Genomic DNA, 17,442 nt, shown 5'->3' with positions numbered 1-17,442 from the left:
TAAAAATAATTAATTTAGATTTAATATTATGGAATAAAATCTTATATATGTTCATCGGAGGACGTCTACCATGAGAGAGCTCATAGAGGCCGGCGAGGTCGTCCACAAGGCGCTAAAGCGCGCCTTGGATATAATACATCCCGATATGCCCGTCCTGGAGCTATGCGAGGAGATAGAGGGCTTTATAACTTCTCAAGGAGCAAATCCCGCCTTTCCGGTCAACATAGGCATTAACAACGTGGCGGCGCACTACACGGCTAGAAAAGGCGATGAGTTGAGAATCCCCAAGAACGCCATAGTCAAGATAGACGTAGGGGCCCACAAGGACGGATATATAGTAGACGCCGCAGTTACGGTCTCGCTGGGGAGCAACGCCTACGACGGACTAGTGAAGGCCTCCTACAACGCCCTTAAGAGGGCCTACGAGGTCGCGAGGCCCGGCATCAAGGCTTGGCAGATCGGGGAGGCAATAGAGGGGGCTATAAGGGCCTTTGGATACAGGCCTATATATAACCTGACCGGACACAGAATAGAGCGCTATAACCTACACGCAGGCGACGTGATCCCCAACTACCCGGACAAATCGGCATCGCAAGCCCTTAAGGTCGGGGACGTGTATGCGGTGGAGCCCTTCGCGACCAACGGAAGGGGCTACGTCGTAGATGGCGGGAGCATCACGATATATAGGCTGTTAAGAGCTAAGTCGAAGAGGCACCAGAAGTACGTAGAGATTATATATCGACGTTCGGGAAATCTGCCGTTCGCCCCGAGGTGGTTCCCCGAGGTGCCCGACTCGTTCTACAAGGAGGCAATGGCCGAGGGCGTCTTGTACGGCTACGAGGTGTTGGTGGAAGAGGGGGGCGGCCTTGTATCCCAGTTCGAGGACACGTTCGTGGTGGAAGAGGGGGGCGTCCGCCCTCTGGCGAAGACTCTCGAGTTGTTGTGACTATTTCTTCAAGGTCAGCCTTATCACGGAGTTCCCCAGCCTCACCGTGGCCTCCTCCCCGGCCCTCGCGACGTTTATCCTCCTCCCCTCGGGCAATAGATACGTCCCGTTGGTGCTGCCCAAATCCTCGAGGACTAGGCCCTCCGACGATACCACGACCCTCAAGTGCCTGCGGGAGACCGACGGGTCCGGGATCACGAAGTGGTTGTCGAGCGCTCGTCCGATAGTGATCACGCCCCTCGCCACGGTCAAGTCTATGGTCTTGGTCGACCCCACTAGGCCCTTCACGGAGGACTCGAGGACCTCTATGGTGATGCTTCTGTAATACGTCGGGATGGCGGGACGGCTCTCCGATATGCTAACCGTTGCGGCCGTAGGCCTATACGCTCCGCATATCCTGCAGACGTCTACGTCGTCGGTGTTCTCGGTGTTGCAGACAGGGCACCTCCACGGCATTCGCCTAGAGGGCCTCCTCGGCTATATATCTTTCGAACGTCTGCAACACGTAATCGATGGAGGGTCTGGCCTCGGGCTTCGGGGAGAGCATGGACATTATCAAGCCGGACAACCAAGCGGGGATATCGGGCCTATACCTGTCGGGAGGGGGCACCTCGTAGCCGTTGAGCACGAAGGCTTGAGGGTTGATCCCCGTTAAGCTCTCGTACATCACGCAGCCCAATGCGTAGATGTCCGAGGCCTTGGAGGCACTCTGTTCGTACAGAGTCTCCGGCGCGGCGTATGCTGGCGATAGATACGACGTAGCGACGGCCTTGCCCACCGCCAACTTCGCTATCCCGAGATCCCCTATCTTGACTATGTTTCTCCCCATATCTTTAAACATTATATTTTCTGGTTTTATATCTAAATGTATAAGATTATTTTTATGAATATCGTATATTCCTTTTATTATCTGTATAAAAATTCTATAGAATTCATTTAGTGATAGAGTCTTCTTCTCGACCAAGTACTCCCTCAAGGAGCCGCCCTCCATGTACTCCAGTATCATATACGGCGGACGTCTCATGTAATCACTTAGTGATCTGTACTCGGCCGACGGTATGGAGACCTCGTAGGCGCGCACTACGTGCTCGGACTGGATTTCCAGATATCTGTTCATCTCTTGTCCAAATATCTTTATAACATCCCAGCTGGAGGCGAGGGGGTTCCCCCTATCGTCAGCGTACCTGAGCACCTTGGCTGCGAACCTCTGTTTGCCTGAGGATACCCTCAACACGTAGCTGAATCCGCCCACCCCCACGATGTCCTCGACGTAGTACTTGCCTCCGAGCCATGAATTGAGCCAGCCCACGGGCGGTGTCGGCGATCTGAAGGCTATTCGTCTGTTGAATAAAAGAAATGTAATAAGAAATAAAAATAAATTTATAAAAATAAAAATAAAATTATAATTAATATTAAAGATTTTATTCAATATAAAATAATTAAATATATATGATAAAAATACAAGAGGTCCGTATACCTGCGCTGAAAGGTCAAATACGGCGAACATGAAGCCTTGTAGTATAGGCAATGTGAAGAGATAGGGGCCTTGGACGGCCATAGATATAAGCCCAGGCACTGCTATATCTTTAACCTTATCAATTTTATAATATCCATATTCATATAATTCAAATATAATTATACTTATAAATATAATTATCGAATCTATTAAAATATTAATTATTGTATATTTTTCAAGTATAAAAAGATCTACGTCAAAGACCATCTTAACCACTATCGCTGCGTAAAGGGATATCCGGAACAGCATGACATATCTCCCTATGATAATTCTCGTTAATATTATTGATAAAATTAATGTATAAAAAATATCATCAATAATACTATTTAGAAGATATGATTGTACGAATATTATCGATAGCAGAGCCAAGGCGGGGACGGTAAGCTTAGACGCAATTTTCCTGACTTGATAGGCCAAGGCCAACGACGATAGGAGCATTTGGCGTTTTCTTCTCCAAGGTCTTTAAAGTATACGTGTACTACACGTTTACATAAAAACTCGTATCGTCAATGTCCCTTGGTGTTAGTCGACAGATATGGAAGGCCCTTCCTGAAGCTCAGGGCGGTAGTTAACGACGTATGTAACTTCTCGTGTATTTTTTGCCATTTTGAGGGACAAGCTAGGGGCATCGGGCGTTTGTTGGACGCCTCCGATTACGGCTTCCTAGTCGACGTGTTGTCTAAGATAGGCGTAAGGGACTATAAGATAACAGGCGGCGAGCCGCTCCTCAGAAGCGATATAGTCGATATCGTGAGGAGTATGAACAGACACGACGTGGAGATCTCCATGACCACTAACGGCTTCAGGTTGGCCGAATTGGCCAAGGAGCTAGCCGACGCGGGCCTTAAGCGCGTCAACGTGTCGTTGCACTCGGCCGATCCCGAGAAGTTCTCCAAGATCACAGGAGTCCCGAGGGAGTGGTTCAAGAAGGTGATACGCGGCGCGGCGGCTGCTGTAGATGCCGGCATGAAGGTCAAGCTCAACGCGGTCCTACTAAGGGGGATAAACGACGATAGGGACTCCTTGAAGTCGTTGGTCAAGTTGGCCGCATCTCTTGGAACATCTATACAATTAATAGAGCTGATGCCCGTCGGCGCGGGGAGCAGAGCATTCAAGGATCTATACGCGCCCGCGGACGACGTCGTGTCGATCTTAGAAGCGCTGGGCGCCAAGCCGGCGTATACCAGAAAGGACCTCCACAACAGGCCCGTGTTGAGGCTGGCCGGCGTCGACGTAGAGGTGGTCAAGAACTGGAATAACCCATATTTCTGCGCCGGCTGTACTACTATGAGGTTGACCAGCGATGGGAAGCTCAAGCCTTGTCTATACAAGGAGCCTGCGGCCGATCTCTACGACGTAATCAAAAAACGCGACGCCGAGGGCGTCTACGACGCGGTGTCCCGAGTGGTCCGCATAAGAGAACCCACCTTTAAGCTCTCCTACTCCTCGCTGTAGAAGGGCAATTCTCCCTCGCCCTCCTCTTCGCTTTCGGCGGTCTTGTATTTATCCAGCGAGTTTATCACCTCTTGGAATTTGCTCTCCCAAGAGGGGATGAGCCTGTTTATCTCTGCGTTTATCTCCTCGTAATATTTCAACAAGAGCTGTCCAACCTCGGTCAACTCGGTCATGCCCCTCTCCCGCCCGCCCCTTCTAGATTGGACCAAAGGCACTTGCAATATATCTTCTAATTTCTTGAGATAGGTCCATATAAATTTATAGGAAAAACCCAATTTCCTAGCCGCAGAGGCTATCGAGCCGGTTTCGTTAATTGCTTTCAATATGTCGTATATGCCCGGCCCGATTATCTGGTTGCCGTTCCACTCGACCCAGATCCTGTATTTCACCTTGACGTCATTAGGCACAGACTAAATCGGCCATCGTTATTTAGTTTATGTGCTAATGCTTTTCTATTAGAGGCGGACAGAACACTGTGATGGTCGACATATCCGCCAAGGAGGACGTGTGGAGATACGCGGTGGCGTCTGCCGAAGCCCAAGTCGAGGACTCCAAGAGCTGTGCGGCCGCGGCCGCGATCGCCGTCAAGCGCGCGTACCAATATATACCGTTACTACACCCAGTGCCCTTATCCGCGTCGGCCTCGTGCGGAGGCTCTAGAGTCGAGGCGAGGGCCTCGACCGTGTGGAAGACGGGGGTGGAGATGGACGCGCTGTTCGGCGCATTGGTCGGGTCGATAGCCGCCGGAGCCACGTCTTTGAAGAGGTTGCGCGTTGATCTAAAGCTCAAGGGCGAAGGCCGCGAACTGGAGGAGCCCCGGGGGGCCGTCAAGGTGTCTAGACCCGATCTGGGCTACATAGTTAGATCGGTGGGCTACATACATTTACGCTCGACGGAGCCCATAAAATCAGGCCGTGTCGAAAAGGGGGATCCCATATGCGCTGCGCGCGTCGTGGCCCCCCTCAACGCTAAGAGGCTCTGCGAGTTGTTGCCCACAGAGTGCGTGAAGCTAGAGTACGTTAACAGCAACGTGGAAATCGGCGGCGACTCGGTCGGCGTGGAGGTGGTCTTGAAGGCTAGGGACATCTCGCCGAGCTTGGAGGCGTTGTTCGCGGCCGGCTCGGCGTTGTTAACCATATGGGATATGGTAAAGAAGTACGAGAAGGACGAAAAGGGGCAATACCCCTATACGTATATAGAGTTAGGGCTTTAGCACATCGCCTCTGAAAGGCGAGGGCAGAAGATCCTTCAAGTTGGCTGTGACGACCTTCCTGCCGTCGGCGGTCGCCATTATTATAACGGCGTTTGGGTTGAACTCGGCTATGACTTGCCTACAAGCTCCGCACGGCGCGATGGGCTCTTCCGACTCCGCCACGATTGCCACTGCTTGTATATCCCTATCGCCCTCGGATACCGCCTTGAAAACGGCCACCCTCTCTGCGCAAATGGTCAAGCCGAAGCTCGCGTTCTCGACGTTGGCGCCCGTGTAAATCTTGCCGTCTCTCGTCAGAACGGCGGCCCCCACGCGGAACTTGGAGTAGGGAGCATAGGCGTTTTTCAAGGCCTCCCGAGCCGCCTCGATGAGCCTCTCCATAAAAATTTAAGGGAAAAGAAGCTTTCAGTGGCCGAAGCGGTGAGGGAGGCCGTAGTGAGGACCGGATTGAGCGTAGAGGACAGAGTGCTCGCCACTATGCCCAAGGGCTTAAAGTATACGGCGGTCCAGATAAGGTCGATAATAGAGGCCTATAAGAACTCAGATATTTCAACTATTATAAATAATTTATCAAATATAAAAGATATTAATGAAATTATTAAATATATAACTATATTAGCATATTTAGTAGGATATGGAGGTGCGAGGACCGAGGAGATCCTCGAGGCGTTTTCGCGCGAATACGAAGGACTCGGCGAGATCTCGGCGGGTAGGTTGCGATCGCTTATTGAAAAAATATTTGATAAAAAACTAGATAATATAGGTAATTTTGTAAATAATATAATTAGGATACTAAATTATTTAGAATATAAAAAAGGTATATATGTATGGATAGTGAAGCAGAAAAGACTGGAGGAGTTCGAAGAAGAGGTCAGGAAATACGTGTTCCAAAATAGCGGCGGCAATTCCGTCGATCGGGGGGTGAAGCTCTTTCTACGATTATTTATAGATAAAAATAATATACCTTTAGCATATAAAATAGCTTATAATAAACAAGAAATTAAAAAATATAAAATTCATGGTGATTTTTATACAACACTAGTGACCTTACGTAGCGGCGCCTTCGAGGACGTGAAATCGCCTACTGTGGATAAACTAAAGCAGAGAATAGCCAAGACGTTGATCTGCGCCAGTCGCGGCGGACGTTGCGGGGATGTAAGAGTGCGCATAAGATCCGTCCGCGGCTTAGTCAGATCCGTTGCGCATTTGAGCGGGGACCCCATAGCTTATGAAAGAGGGGCTTACTACATAGGCAAGAACTACTGCGCGAAGCTCAAGTGCGAGGAGTGTCCTATCAGAGAGGTCTGCAAGAAATATATTTTCATAGAAGTTAAATGAATATGTTGAAGGGAAAGACAGCAATAGTCACAGCGGCCAGCAGAGGTATAGGCAAGGGCGTGGCCAAAGTTCTGGCGAGAGAGGGGGCCAATTTGGTCATAGCCTCGAGGGATTTCGAAAGGCTTTCTAAGACCGCCCTAGAAATAAAGTCTGAGACAGGCGCGGAGGTGGTGCCGGTCCAAGCAGATTTGACCAAGAGGGCCGACGTCGCCAAGATAGTGGAGACGGCCGTCAAGTCCTTCGGCAATATAGACGTGTTGGTGTACAACACAGGACCGCCGAAGCCTGGCACGTTTTTGGAACTCACCGAGGACGATTGGGACTACGCGGTTAAGTTGTTGTTAATGAGCGCCGTCTGGCTCACCAAGGACGCGTTACCCTACATGATCGCCAAGAGGAGCGGTCGTATAATCTATATAACGTCGCTTACGCTCAAGAGGCCGCTCCCGAACTTGACTTTGTCCAACGTAATACGTCTATCCATAGCGGGTCTGGTCAAGACGCTGGCGTATCAACTAGCCCCGTACAATATCCTGGTCAACGCGGTCCTTCAAGGATATGTGGAGACCGAGAGAGTGTTGGAGGTGGCGAGGGATAGGGCGATCCGCGAGGGGAAGCCGTTGGAGGACGTGCTCAAGGCCATGGCCGGCGAGATACCGCTCGGCCGTATGGCTAAGCCGGAGGAGATCGGCGAGCTAGTGGCCTTCTTGGCCTCGGATAAAGCTAGTTACATAACCGGCTCGTTGATAGGCATAGACGGCGGCTACGTCCAGTGCCTCTAGAGCCGAATGCCGAGGCCCCCTAGTAGTTTTTGCGCGAGTTCTCTGTCAGCCGTGTAGCCGTAGCGGACCTCCAAGAACTGGCTCCTGAACTCCACGACTTTCCTACGCACGTGCTCCGGCTCGTGGCCGTCCAACAACAACTCCTTGAAGAAGCCGGCTATCTCGACCATGTCGTCCTCGCGCATGCCCCATCTAGTCGCCTCTTGGACCCCTAGCCTTATACCGCTGGGCTTCACCGCGCTTTTGTCCCAGGGCAACATGTTCTTGTTGACTATAATATTAGCCCTCTCCAGCAGCTCGGAGACCCGCTCGCCCCCTCCTAGCTTCGACACGTCTACGGCCACTTGGTGCGTCCTAGTGAACCCCAAATGCTCCGCCACCACCTCGAAGCCATTGGCGTGTAGCGCCTCGGCGAGCGCCTTGGCGTTCCTGACGATCTGCTCCGCGTACTGGGCCCCGAAATGCTTCATTTCGACCAACGTCACATACGTCGAGGCATATCTATGCATGTGGTAATTCGACGTGAACACGGGGAAAACCCCTCTGGATATGGACTCGTTGACCTCGCCCTCGAGCGACGACGCTATGAGCCCTCCTTGCGGCCCCGGGAAGGTCTTGTGCGTGGACGAGGTGGTCACGTCGGCGCCCTCGTTCAAGGGGTTCGGGAACTTGCCCCCGATTATTAGGCCCAAGACGTGCGCCGAGTCGTGTACCAGATAAGAGCCCACCGAGTGCGCCACCTCGGACATCTCCTTGATCGGATGGGGGAAAAGATAAAGCGAAGCGCCCAAGACTATGATATTCGGCTTGTTCTCCTCGACTATCCTACGTGCCTTGTCCACGTCGATGTTGAAGGCGTCGGGGTCCCAAGGTAATTCCAACACCTTGAACTTAAGCGCTCTGGGGCCGCCGACTTGGTTATGGCTTATGTGGCCGCCCGCCCTAGTGGGCAACGAGGCTATGACGCCGCCCTCGGGCGCAAGGCCGTAGAACGCGGCTAAGTTCGCTATGGTGCCCGAGATGGGCCTGACGTCTACGTACTTAGCGTTAAGCACCTCGGCGAAGCCCCTGGAGAGGACCTCCTCCAGCAAGTCCACGTATTTCGTGCCTCTGTAATACCTACGGCCCACGGTCCCCTCGGCGTATCGCCCCATTATGTCGTTGAGGTACAACAGCTCCGCCAAGGGCGACATAACGTTCTCCGCTGCTATTAAGTTCACCGAGAGCCTACGCCTCCACTCGTTGTGTTCCAGGAGCAGATCGATGACTCTTGCGAGATCCTCAGGGTACTGGGCCATATGGCTAAAGTCCCACTATTTTAAGATGTTGCGCGCTACTGCTCCTCCTCGTCCTCGCCGGGCAACTTCATGAGGGAGATCCTCTTGGGCTTCTCCTCGCGCACCTCTTGTTTGAGCTTCTCGGCGTATTTGGAGGCCAAGGCGTCTACTATCGACATGATGTGCTTGCTGGTGTTGCTCTCGGCAGACAAGAACTCGTGCAACCTCCCCTCGTCTAGATGTTTAGAAAGCGCCGGGTCCATGGGTATCTGGCCGAGGAACGGCACGCCGGCCTTTTCGGCTATCCTCCTCCCGGCGCCCTCGCCGAATATGTAATACGTTTTGCCGTTATCGGGGCAGACGAAACAACACATATTCTCCACGATGCCGGCAACGGGTATCTGGACCTTGCGCGAGAAGTCTATCGCCTTGATGACTATTCTGCGCGAGATCTCGGAGGGTATCGTGACTACTATACTGCCGTCTATGCCTCCTTGAAGGCTCTGGGCTATGGTCAACGGCGCGTCGCCAGTGCCGGGCGGCAAGTCCACCATCAAGAGGTCGAGTTGCCCCCAATCGACTTGGGATATGAAGTCCCTCAAGGCTTGATTGATCAGAGGCGCCCTCCAGATGACGGCGGTGTCGTCGCCCGGCAACATGAAATCTATCGAGACGACTTTAACCCCGAAAGGCCCCGACACAGGGATTATCTTACCGGTCTTAGAGTCCACGTAAAGCGATTGGCCTGTGACGCCTAACAGCTTGGGTATAGTCGGCCCGTATATATCGCCGTCTAAGATGCCTACTTTATAGCCGCGTAGGGCGAAGCCTAAGGCAACTGCAGCGGTGACCAACGATTTGCCGACGCCGCCTTTTCCCGATATAGTGACCAGCTTCACCTTCACGCTCTTTAAATAGTCGGCGAGCGAGCCAGGAGCGGCCGCGCCGCCTCGTATATTGACCTTTATACTCATACGACACCTCTATCGAGTGTAAGTTATATCTTATCCCTCTATAACACACGACGAGCTATTTTCTCGAATTCGCGGACGATGTCGCCGCCGAAACGCGCCCATTTGTTCAAGAGGCCGCAAGCGATCACGAAGAGAGGGATCTTGTCGTATAGGCCATCGCACTCGACGTCAACGGTCAAGGCAACGTTCCCGTCGAGGCACAACGCCCTCAGCCCTAGCTCCCTCGCCAGAGGCAAATCGGCTGTTACCGGCCCGACCTCCGACTTAGCGAAATCGCCCAAGGCCGCCCTATCGTCTCCGGCTCGGCAAGGTATCGGGACGCTACAATAAGCCGCGGCACGGTCGCCCAGCCCGTAGAGGGCCACGCCGACGGGTATCCCGCCCGTTATTGGCGAGCTCTTGTCGAAATGTAGGCCGGCTACGACGAGTCCGTCCAGCGACGCAGCATAGGGGCGGTACAGCCCCAGAGGCGCCGAATAGTTCTGGTAGAGCCATTCGACTAGCTGAGCCAGCTCCTCGCACACGTATTTATTATACGCTTTTTATTTAACGCGGTGAGGTAGGCCCGTCATCGCGGAGCGATGAAGAGAAATCTGGGTTCTGAGGAAAATATAAAAAGAGGCCTATCTGCCGCTTTGATGAGCGAGGGCGGAGAGAGCTACGAATACTTAGTCCCGTTGGAGAGGTACTTGTCCTCAGGCATTAGGCTCGGCACTAAGATGTCGAATAAATACCTAGAGAGATTGGGGTTCATCTACGCCGTGAGGCCCGACGGCTTGAGGATATTCGACATAAGGAAAATCGACGAGAGGTTGAGGATAGCGGCCAGGTTCATAGCTAGGTACAGCCCGGAGAAGGTGTTGGTCCACACCACGAGGCCGTACGGCTTCAAGCCGATAGAGATGTTCTGTAAATACGTCGGCTGTAAGCACATAGCGGGGAGGTTCACGCCGGGTATATTGACGAACCCCTATCTCCCCGAGTACATGGAGATCGACCTTTTGATGGTAGTGGACCCCAAGCTGGACTCTCAAGCCGTGAGGGAGGCGGCTATAATGGGCATACCCGTCGTCGCTTTAGTCGACACAGACACGCCGCATCAGTTCATAGACCTCATGATCCCCTGCAACAACAAGGGGAGGAGGAGCCTCGCGCTCATATTCTGGATATTGGCGAGGCAAGTGCTCAGGGAGAGAGGGGAGCTGAAGCCCGATCAAGACCTCCCAGTGCCGCCCGAGGAGTTCGAGACGAAGCTCGTGGAGACTAGGTCGTAGCCGCTCCGCCTAGGCTCGCGCCGGTGAGCCCTCCTATATGTCGAGAACGTTTAAAAATAAGATAGACTACTCCAGCGGTGTTAAACGCGAAGAAAAAGCTCGAGGGGAGGCAGAGCGCGTCCTTTGAGGCGCATTTACGGGCCTCGAAAAAGGCGAATGGGGAGATATGGCGCGCGTGAGGAAGCCCGCAGTTGCCGGCCTCTTTTACGCGTCGAGCCGCGAGGAGCTCTTACGGCAGATCGAGTGGTCAATAGGCCATGAGCTCGGCCCTAAGGCCGAATCGCTAAGCCCCGAGGGGTCCCGAACGCTGGGCGCGGTGGCGCCCCACGCGGGCTACGTGTACTCCGGCCCCGTGGCTGCGTGGGCCTACGCGGCGCTTAAGGGCTACGGCAAGCCCGACACCGTGGTTATCGTGGGGCCGAACCATTACGGCATAGGAGCGCCCGTCGCCACGGTGAAGTCGGGGGTCTGGGAGACGCCGCTGGGGTCTCTCGAGATAGACGAGGAGCTTTCGGAGTTCTTGCTCTCCCAATACAAATCCTTGGAGGACGACTTCTACGCGTTCCACAAGGAGCACTCCATCGAGGTCCACTTGCCGTTTATACAGTACTTCTTCGGCGATGTCAAGATAGTGCCAATAGCCTTATGGCGCCAGACGCCGTCGACGGCCAAGGAGCTGGGGGCCGCGTTGGCGAAGGCGGTGTCCTCTTTCGAGAAGAGGATCGTGATAATAGCCAGTAGCGATTTGAACCACTACGAGCACCACGAGGTGACGACTAAGAAGGACGAAATAGCCATATCGGAGATAATAAAGGGCGATGTGGATAAGTTCTTCGAAGTCGTGTCCAAGTACGATATATCCGCGTGCGGCATAGGGCCTATAGGGGCCTTGATGAAGGCCGCGTCCGACTTGGGCTTTAGGGCTAAGTTGTTAAAACACGCGACGTCTGGAGACACTAGCGGCTATAGGGAGGAGACCGTGGGCTACGCCAGTATTCTGTTCTACTCATGATCGATAAACGGAAGAACGACCACATATTCCTCGCCTCATCGCCGGAGTCGCAAGTAGGCGATAACTGGCTGGACGAGGTAGTCTTGATCCACAAGGCGTTGCCCGAGCTGGACCTAGACGACGTGGAGACGAGGGCTGTCTTCCTCGGGCACGAGGTCTCGATGCCGTTTATAATCGGCGCCATGACGGGCGGAACCGAGCTGGCGGAGAAGATAAACGCGAGGCTCGCCAAAGCCGCCGAGGAGTTGAGAGTGCCTATGTATGTGGGCTCGCAACGCATAGGCATCGTCAAGCCCGAGGCCAGGCGTAGCTTCGAGGTGGTCAAGATAAACGCGCCCTCGGTGCCCAAGATAGCCAATCTGGGGGCCCCCCAGATATCCAGACTGCCCGACGAGCAGCTATTGCGCTGGGCCGAGGAGGCCGTGGCGATGATAGACGCGGCCGCGTTGGCCGTGCATTTGAACCCGGCGCAGGAGGTGTTCCAGCCGGAGGGCGAGCCCTATTTCAGAAACGTCTTAGCCAAGCTGAGGCTCTTGAGGAAGGAGCTTAAGGTCCCCCTTATAGTCAAGGAGGTGGGGAACGGCATATCCATGGAGGTCGCCGGGCTTTTAAACGGCGTTGCAGATATAGTCGACGTGGCCGGCGTCGGCGGCACGTCGTTTGTCGCCATAGAGGGGCTGAGGGCCAAGGAGGAGAGGCCGGAGCTGTACGAGCTCTCGGACGAGTTCAAGACATGGGGCATCCCGACAGCCGCGGCCATATGCGAGGCGAAAAGCGCCTTTAAGGGCCCCATCATAGCGTCGGGCGGTATACGAAGCGGCCTCGACGGGGCTAAGGCGTTGAGCCTAGGCGCCGATTATTTCTCGGCGTCTCAGCCGCTCTTGAAAGCAGCGTTGGAGGACAAAGCGGCGCAAGCCTTGTCGAGAATACGCCAAGAGCTGAGGATAGCCATGTTCCTAGTCGGCGCTGCGAACATCGATGGGCTCAAGAAAGCCCCGAGAGTGCTCGGGCCTAGGCTGGAGTCCTGGCTGAGACAACGCGGTATAACATGTTAGCCTTAAAAAACTTCCGCGAAGACTTCGGCATGAGTTGCCCTAAATGCGGTAGCCGGGTCATCAGGATAACTCCGGCGGGAGGGTATGTGTGTACGTCTTGCGGCTATTCTTGGCCCATACCCATGGCGGAGCTCGGCTGGGCCTATAGGATATTCCTCGTCGAGAAGCTCTACGAGCAGTTCAAGGACGTGAAGCCTCTCGATTGCGCGAAGCTGAAGGAGGAGTTGACTAAAAGAGGCGCTAGCGCCCAGGAGGCGAGCAGAATAGCCAGGAGAATAGCGAGGAGAAACATGAGGTTGACAAACGACAAGAGGGAGAAAGACGTTATCGAAAGGGCGTTGGAGAATTGCTAGATCTTCTGTTGGGCGCGAGCCCTTCTGCAACCGCGTCCAGTGCACCTAGACGCTATGAAGCCGACCTTTTGGCCGGGCGGAGCAGTCCTGGGAACAGGGGTTCCTCCCTTCGGGTGGCTGCCTCCGCCGTGCGGGTGCGCATACGGCGACATGGCCTTGCCTCTGACCATCGGCCATTTCCACGCCTTAGCCCTAGATCTGTAGTACTTGGCCCCGGCCTTCAAGAGAGGCTTCTCTATTCTGCCCCCTCCAGCGACTATCCCCACGGTCGCTCTGGCGTCCGAGCTGACGTCAACGACTCGGCCGCTGGGTAATCTTATCGAGGTCTTCCCCTCCTCGACTTTATGAGCTAACACCACGGCGTATGTGCCGCCCGATCTGGCATATTTGCCGCCGTCGCCGTACATCTTCTCGACGTTGAACACCATGGTGCCCTCGGGTATCTTGCGCAAGGGGAGCACGTTGCCGGGCTTAATTGACGCGTTCTCGCCTATCTCGATCCTCTGCCCCACGTACATGCCCTCGGCGGCGAAGTTGAAGAACTCAGTCCCGTCCGAGAGCCTTATCCTCGCAATGGGGGCGTTCAGCCCCGGCTCGTGCAACAGCTCGACGACGTAGCCGTAGCCCGAGATGCCTCGCGGATACCTCACGGCGCCGTCCCTCTTCCAGCTCGGGGATCTGAACTGGCTCCCTCCTCTGCCCCTCCTCTGCACCAGTATCCGTTTGCCCACGGCGTGCGAAGCCCCAAGTTATATAAACATTACTGGAACACCCGACGTGAACGTGCTCGAGGAACAAGTGATCAACGACCTCAAGGCGAGGGGGTTCAAGATAATCGAGAGGATAGATGAAGGGCTCTTCGTGGCCGAGAAGAACGAGCGATATCTGTTCTACGTAATGGTGGAAGGAGTGGAGAGGCCCTTGAGGCAGTTGTATAAAGTCCTAAACATGGGCGAGAGCATGTCCATGCCGGTCGTTTTAGCTCTAGTGAGCAACGACGGCGTGGTCACGTATTACTTCGCGCATAAGTTGAGATTGCCCAAGAATATCCATGCTCAAATTACTTGAAAAACTTATATCTATATCTAGAGAAAAAGGCATTAAAATAGAAATTTTATTCGATAAATGTAGAGGAAGATTGTTAATAGATAAAGAAGTAAAAGCGCTCGACGAGTACGGAAACATAGCGCCTTGGGGACGCGTTTTCCCGGGAATAGCGCTCCAGAACGTGTTGGACCAATGCCGCGTTAAGAAGGTGATCGTGTACAAGGGCTCCGAGAGGGTATTAGAAGGCGGGAACCTCGAGGCTATACTCCGTGAGCTCTCGTCACACAATAGGTATACTTAAATACTTAAAATTGATGACGGATAAGTCTTTATGTACACCAAGGTAGTGGTCACGTTAGGGCCTTCGACCGATAGGCTAGCCGACATAGCCCCGCTGTTGGGGGTCGCCGATGGCGTCAGGATAAACATGTCCCACGCGACGGAACAAGAGCTCAAGGCAAGGCTGAGAGCCGTCAGAGCCTTCGAGGGCAAGACCGGGAGGCCCATAGCAGTGATAGCGGATCTGAGAGGGCCGAGCGTGAGGACCGGCGCCATGCAGCCCTTACAGATAAACGCCGGCGATAAAGTCGTGTTTAAGCTGGCGGAGCGAGGCGACGGGTTCATACCGATACCACGTCGCGAGTTCTTCGAGGTCGTGGAGAAGGGCGACGAGGTGCTCATGCTAGACGGCAAGCTGGTGCTCAGGGTCGTCGAGGCCGCCGGGCATTCCGCCACAGCCATCGCTACGTCGTCAGGCGTTGTGACGAGCAATAAAGCCGTCGTGATCAAGGGGAAGGACTTCGACATAGCCTTGCCCGTCGAGGAGGACCTCGCCGCCTTAAAGACGCTCTCCAAATACGGGGATGACGTGGACTACGTGGCGCTCAGCTTGGTCAAGAACGGCGCAGAGGTCTCCTTGATGAGAAAGGTAATGGAGGAACACGGCCTTAGATCAGACGTGATGGTCAAAGTGGAGACCAAGGGCGCGGTGGATCGCATAGACGAGATAATGGACGCGGCGGACTACGTGGTCGTGGCGCGGGGCGACTTGGCCTTGCACTACGGCTTGGAGAACATACCGAGAGTGCAGAGGGCTCTGGTGGAGAAAGCGTTAGCCAAGGGCAAGCCCGTGGCCGTGGCTACCCAGTTGTTGGACTCCATGCAGACGAGCCCGACCCCTACCAGGGCAGAGGTTAACGACGTGTACAACGCTGCGTCGCTCGGCGTGGACTCCTTATGGCTCACTAACGAAACCGCCAGCGGTAATTACCCGATAGAAGCCGCCGTGTGGCTGAGGAGGATAATATCGCTCGCGGACCTCCAGCCCCCTCGGAGGCCCGCTCCGGCTAATGCCAGGGACAGATTCGCCGTAGCGGTCGCCGATATGGCGAAGGATTTGGGGGCCGAAATAGCCGTGTACTCTATGACGGGGACGCTCGCCAAGAGGGTGGCCAAGTTCAGGCCGCCCGTGAGGATATACGCTGGCGTCAAGGAGCCCTCGATAGCCAGAAAGTTGGCCCTCATATGGGGGATCGAGCCTTTGTTGATCCCGGCCAACGACTACGAAGAGGGGCTGGATAAGCTCGTGTCGCGTTTTCTCGACAAGATGTTAGTGGCCACCTACGGCCTCAAGGGCGGGATACATACAATAAAGGTCCGCATCGGAGAATAACCGTGGGGAAATGCACCTGAGCTGATAGGTGAGGAGCTCACGGTACGCCGACGTTTTAGCGCGGGAGGACGGCTACCTCCTCCTGTAGGTGTAGTAGGTCCTCTGCCCGAAGTCGTGTAGGTCGACGCCTATGGACGCCAACACGTTCCTGATATAATCGGCGAGCTGGTACTGCCTCTCCGCTCTGAGCCTCGACCTGGCCTCAACCAACGCCTTCACGGCCTCTTGTAGCTCCTTCGGGACATCTCGCCTCTCCAGAACTCCTATCACGTCGGCCATCTCGACATATTTGGATAATATGCCCAACGCGGTCTCTCTGGATATCTTGTCTATTTTATGCAGAACTGTTGATATTATGTAACGCGCCGCGTCGTAGAGCCTCTGGGCGGCCTCGTTGGTCGAGAAATCGTCGTTGAGGGCGTTGTAGAACTCGTCCACGTATTTTCGGAACGCCTCAGCGACAGGCTCAGAGTCCTTATCGCCGGCGTCGGACACGGCTTGGCTCAGCTCGTCGTAAGCCGTATAGAGCGTCTTCACCATGTCCTCGGCCCTGTCCAGCAACTCGAAGCTGAACTCCATGGGCTTACGGTAGTGGCTCATGGCGTAGGCGAACCTCAAGGCCTCGCCGCTGTGCTTGGAGAGCACTTCCTTGAGCGTGATGATATTGCCCAAGGATTTCGACATCTTCTCCCCCCTTATGGTCAAGTACCCTACATGTATCCAGTATTTGGCGAAGTAGTCCACGCCGAACATGGCGCGCGCTATGGCTATCTCGTTCTCGTGGTGGGGGAATATCAAGTCGGCGCCTCCGCCGTGGAAGTCGAAGGGGACTCCCAAGTGCTTGGTGGACATGACCACGCATTCGAGATGCCAACCGGGCCTGCCGGGGCACCAAGGGGAGTCCCACCAAGGCTCGCCGGGCGACCAGCTCTTCCAGAGGGCGAAGTCCAAGGGGCTCCTTTTGCCCGGCTCAGGCTCCACTCTGGCGCCTGCGATAAGCTCCTCTATCCTCTGGCCGGAGAACTCCCCGTAACGGGGGATCTTCCCCACCTCGAAGTAGACCGAGCCGTCGGGCGCCACGTAGGCGTAGCCCTTCTCGACTAACGCCTTGATCCACTCCAACATGTCTTGCACGTTCTCGGTCACTCTGGGGTTCGCGTAGGCGGGCTTGACGAAGAGCTTCCGCATCATCTCGTTGTACTCGGCTATATAGCGCTCCGGGACCTCGCGCCAGCGCCTCAAGGCCTCCGCGCCGAACTCCTCCTTTGCTCTGTTTATTATCTTGTCGTCTATATCGGTATAGTTTACCACCAGCTTGACTTGAAGGCCGAGCTTCTCCAGATATCGGCGGAACATGTCGAAGAAGACGTAGACTCTTCCGTGCCCCACGTGTACAGAATCGTACGGGGTAATGCCGCATACATAGCCAGTGGCCACTCCCGGCGTGCGGACGACGAATTGTTCCACCCTCTTGGTCGCGGTGTTGTAGATCCTCAACGGAGTGGACACCCCGACATGAGGAGCCGGT

21 protein-coding genes are annotated in these 17,442 nt (G+C 54.6%); 12 read left to right on the top strand and 9 right to left on the bottom strand.

Annotated elements, in window-relative coordinates; translation table 11 throughout:
- The first annotated feature begins 70 nt into the window (after positions 1-70).
- Complete coding sequence (gene map, locus ACZ5PA_RS05115; RefSeq protein ID WP_464931196.1) at positions 71-946, top strand: type II methionyl aminopeptidase; 876 nt, start codon at positions 71-73, stop codon at positions 944-946.
- Here the strand turns inward: map and ACZ5PA_RS05110 are convergent, their stop codons facing one another.
- Together ACZ5PA_RS05110 and ACZ5PA_RS05105 are read right to left on the bottom strand one after the other, a co-directional pair.
- Entirely contained in the window at positions 947-1,402 is a 456-nt protein-coding gene (locus ACZ5PA_RS05110; protein WP_464931195.1) for an FHA domain-containing protein, read from the bottom strand.
- Positions 1,403-1,406: 4 nt separating this feature from the next.
- The gene (locus ACZ5PA_RS05105; protein WP_464931194.1) at positions 1,407-2,255 is read right to left on the bottom strand and encodes a serine/threonine-protein kinase; all 849 of its coding nucleotides are present in this window, start codon (positions 2,253-2,255) and stop codon (positions 1,407-1,409) included.
- A 726-nt stretch (positions 2,256-2,981) separates the two neighbouring features.
- Between ACZ5PA_RS05105 and moaA the strand changes: the two genes are divergently transcribed.
- Entirely contained in the window at positions 2,982-3,917 is a 936-nt protein-coding gene (gene moaA / locus ACZ5PA_RS05100; RefSeq protein ID WP_464931224.1) for a GTP 3',8-cyclase MoaA, read from the top strand.
- Here moaA and ACZ5PA_RS05095 read toward each other — a convergent pair.
- Entirely contained in the window at positions 3,902-4,324 is a 423-nt protein-coding gene (locus ACZ5PA_RS05095; protein WP_464931193.1) for a winged helix-turn-helix domain-containing protein, read from the bottom strand. The two genes, moaA and ACZ5PA_RS05095, sit on opposite strands and share 16 nt — an antisense overlap.
- A 71-nt stretch (positions 4,325-4,395) precedes the next feature.
- On the opposite strand from ACZ5PA_RS05095, the gene ACZ5PA_RS05090 reads away from it, so the two are divergent.
- On the top strand, positions 4,396-5,130 hold the full coding sequence (locus ACZ5PA_RS05090; RefSeq protein WP_464931223.1) for a cyclic pyranopterin monophosphate synthase MoaC: 735 nt from the start codon (positions 4,396-4,398) through the stop codon (positions 5,128-5,130).
- On the opposite strand, the gene cdd is transcribed toward ACZ5PA_RS05090, so the two are convergent.
- Complete coding sequence (gene cdd, locus ACZ5PA_RS05085; RefSeq protein WP_464931192.1) at positions 5,119-5,511, bottom strand: cytidine deaminase; 393 nt, start codon at positions 5,509-5,511, stop codon at positions 5,119-5,121. The genes ACZ5PA_RS05090 and cdd overlap by 12 nt on opposite strands.
- A 39-nt stretch (positions 5,512-5,550) precedes the next feature.
- Here cdd and ACZ5PA_RS05080 point away from each other — a divergent pair, with 39 nt between their 5' ends.
- Positions 5,551-6,468, top strand: a complete 918-nt coding sequence (locus ACZ5PA_RS05080) for a hypothetical protein (RefSeq protein ID WP_464931191.1) — start codon at positions 5,551-5,553, stop codon at positions 6,466-6,468.
- Between the two features lie 2 nt (positions 6,469-6,470).
- Positions 6,471-7,250 (top strand): SDR family oxidoreductase, encoded by a 780-nt coding sequence (locus ACZ5PA_RS05075; RefSeq protein ID WP_464931190.1) that lies wholly within the window; start codon positions 6,471-6,473, stop codon positions 7,248-7,250.
- On the opposite strand, the gene glyA is transcribed toward ACZ5PA_RS05075, so the two are convergent.
- From glyA to ACZ5PA_RS05060, 3 genes are read right to left on the bottom strand one after another with little or no spacing between them, the layout of a single operon-like run.
- Complete coding sequence (glyA, locus tag ACZ5PA_RS05070) at positions 7,247-8,548, bottom strand: serine hydroxymethyltransferase (protein WP_464931189.1); 1,302 nt, start codon at positions 8,546-8,548, stop codon at positions 7,247-7,249. The two genes, ACZ5PA_RS05075 and glyA, sit on opposite strands and share 4 nt — an antisense overlap.
- Before the next feature lie 35 nt (positions 8,549-8,583).
- A complete protein-coding gene (locus ACZ5PA_RS05065) occupies positions 8,584-9,501 on the bottom strand; it encodes an Mrp/NBP35 family ATP-binding protein (protein WP_464931188.1) in 918 nt (305 codons plus the stop codon).
- Positions 9,502-9,539: 38 nt separating this feature from the next.
- A complete protein-coding gene (locus ACZ5PA_RS05060) occupies positions 9,540-10,025 on the bottom strand; it encodes a hypothetical protein (RefSeq protein WP_464931187.1) in 486 nt (161 codons plus the stop codon).
- Positions 10,026-10,139: 114 nt separating this feature from the next.
- Between ACZ5PA_RS05060 and rpsB the strand changes: the two genes are divergently transcribed.
- From rpsB to ACZ5PA_RS05040, 4 genes are all read left to right on the top strand, one after another.
- The gene (gene rpsB / locus ACZ5PA_RS05055) at positions 10,140-10,775 is read left to right on the top strand and encodes a 30S ribosomal protein S2 (RefSeq protein WP_464931186.1); all 636 of its coding nucleotides are present in this window, start codon (positions 10,140-10,142) and stop codon (positions 10,773-10,775) included.
- A gap of 166 nt (positions 10,776-10,941) precedes the next feature.
- On the top strand, positions 10,942-11,787 hold the full coding sequence (gene amrB / locus ACZ5PA_RS05050; RefSeq protein WP_464931185.1) for an AmmeMemoRadiSam system protein B: 846 nt from the start codon (positions 10,942-10,944) through the stop codon (positions 11,785-11,787).
- Positions 11,784-12,842, top strand: coding sequence for a type 2 isopentenyl-diphosphate Delta-isomerase (fni, locus tag ACZ5PA_RS05045; protein WP_464931184.1), 1,059 nt, complete (start codon positions 11,784-11,786; stop codon positions 12,840-12,842). The genes amrB and fni overlap by 4 nt, the downstream gene beginning before the upstream one ends.
- 29 nt (positions 12,843-12,871) lie before the next feature.
- Positions 12,872-13,195 (top strand): hypothetical protein, encoded by a 324-nt coding sequence (locus tag ACZ5PA_RS05040; RefSeq protein ID WP_464931183.1) that lies wholly within the window; start codon positions 12,872-12,874, stop codon positions 13,193-13,195.
- Here ACZ5PA_RS05040 and ACZ5PA_RS05035 read toward each other — a convergent pair.
- On the bottom strand, positions 13,192-13,926 hold the full coding sequence (locus ACZ5PA_RS05035) for a 50S ribosomal protein L2 (RefSeq protein ID WP_464931182.1): 735 nt from the start codon (positions 13,924-13,926) through the stop codon (positions 13,192-13,194). The two genes, ACZ5PA_RS05040 and ACZ5PA_RS05035, sit on opposite strands and share 4 nt — an antisense overlap.
- A 46-nt stretch (positions 13,927-13,972) precedes the next feature.
- On the opposite strand from ACZ5PA_RS05035, the gene ACZ5PA_RS05030 reads away from it, so the two are divergent.
- The 3 genes from ACZ5PA_RS05030 to pyk all read left to right on the top strand — a co-directional run bounded on the left by ACZ5PA_RS05030 (position 13,973) and on the right by pyk (position 15,914).
- Positions 13,973-14,263 carry a ribonuclease BN gene (locus ACZ5PA_RS05030; RefSeq protein ID WP_464931181.1) on the top strand — a complete coding sequence of 97 codons (291 nt, stop codon included), beginning with the start codon at positions 13,973-13,975 and terminating at the stop codon, positions 14,261-14,263.
- A gap of 70 nt (positions 14,264-14,333) precedes the next feature.
- The gene (locus tag ACZ5PA_RS05025) at positions 14,334-14,543 is read left to right on the top strand and encodes a hypothetical protein (RefSeq protein ID WP_464931180.1); all 210 of its coding nucleotides are present in this window, start codon (positions 14,334-14,336) and stop codon (positions 14,541-14,543) included.
- Between the two features lie 30 nt (positions 14,544-14,573).
- Positions 14,574-15,914 carry a pyruvate kinase gene (gene pyk, locus ACZ5PA_RS05020; protein WP_464931179.1) on the top strand — a complete coding sequence of 447 codons (1,341 nt, stop codon included), beginning with the start codon at positions 14,574-14,576 and terminating at the stop codon, positions 15,912-15,914.
- Positions 15,915-15,986: 72 nt separating this feature from the next.
- On the opposite strand, the gene cysS is transcribed toward pyk, so the two are convergent.
- Entirely contained in the window at positions 15,987-17,411 is a 1,425-nt protein-coding gene (gene cysS / locus ACZ5PA_RS05015) for a cysteine--tRNA ligase (protein ID WP_464931222.1), read from the bottom strand.
- Between the last annotated feature and the right edge of the window lie 31 nt (positions 17,412-17,442).

Source organism: Thermoproteus thermophilus (assembly GCF_055392855.1).
Note: the sequence above shows the minus strand (reverse complement) of the source record. Positions and strands in the feature narration are given on the sequence as shown.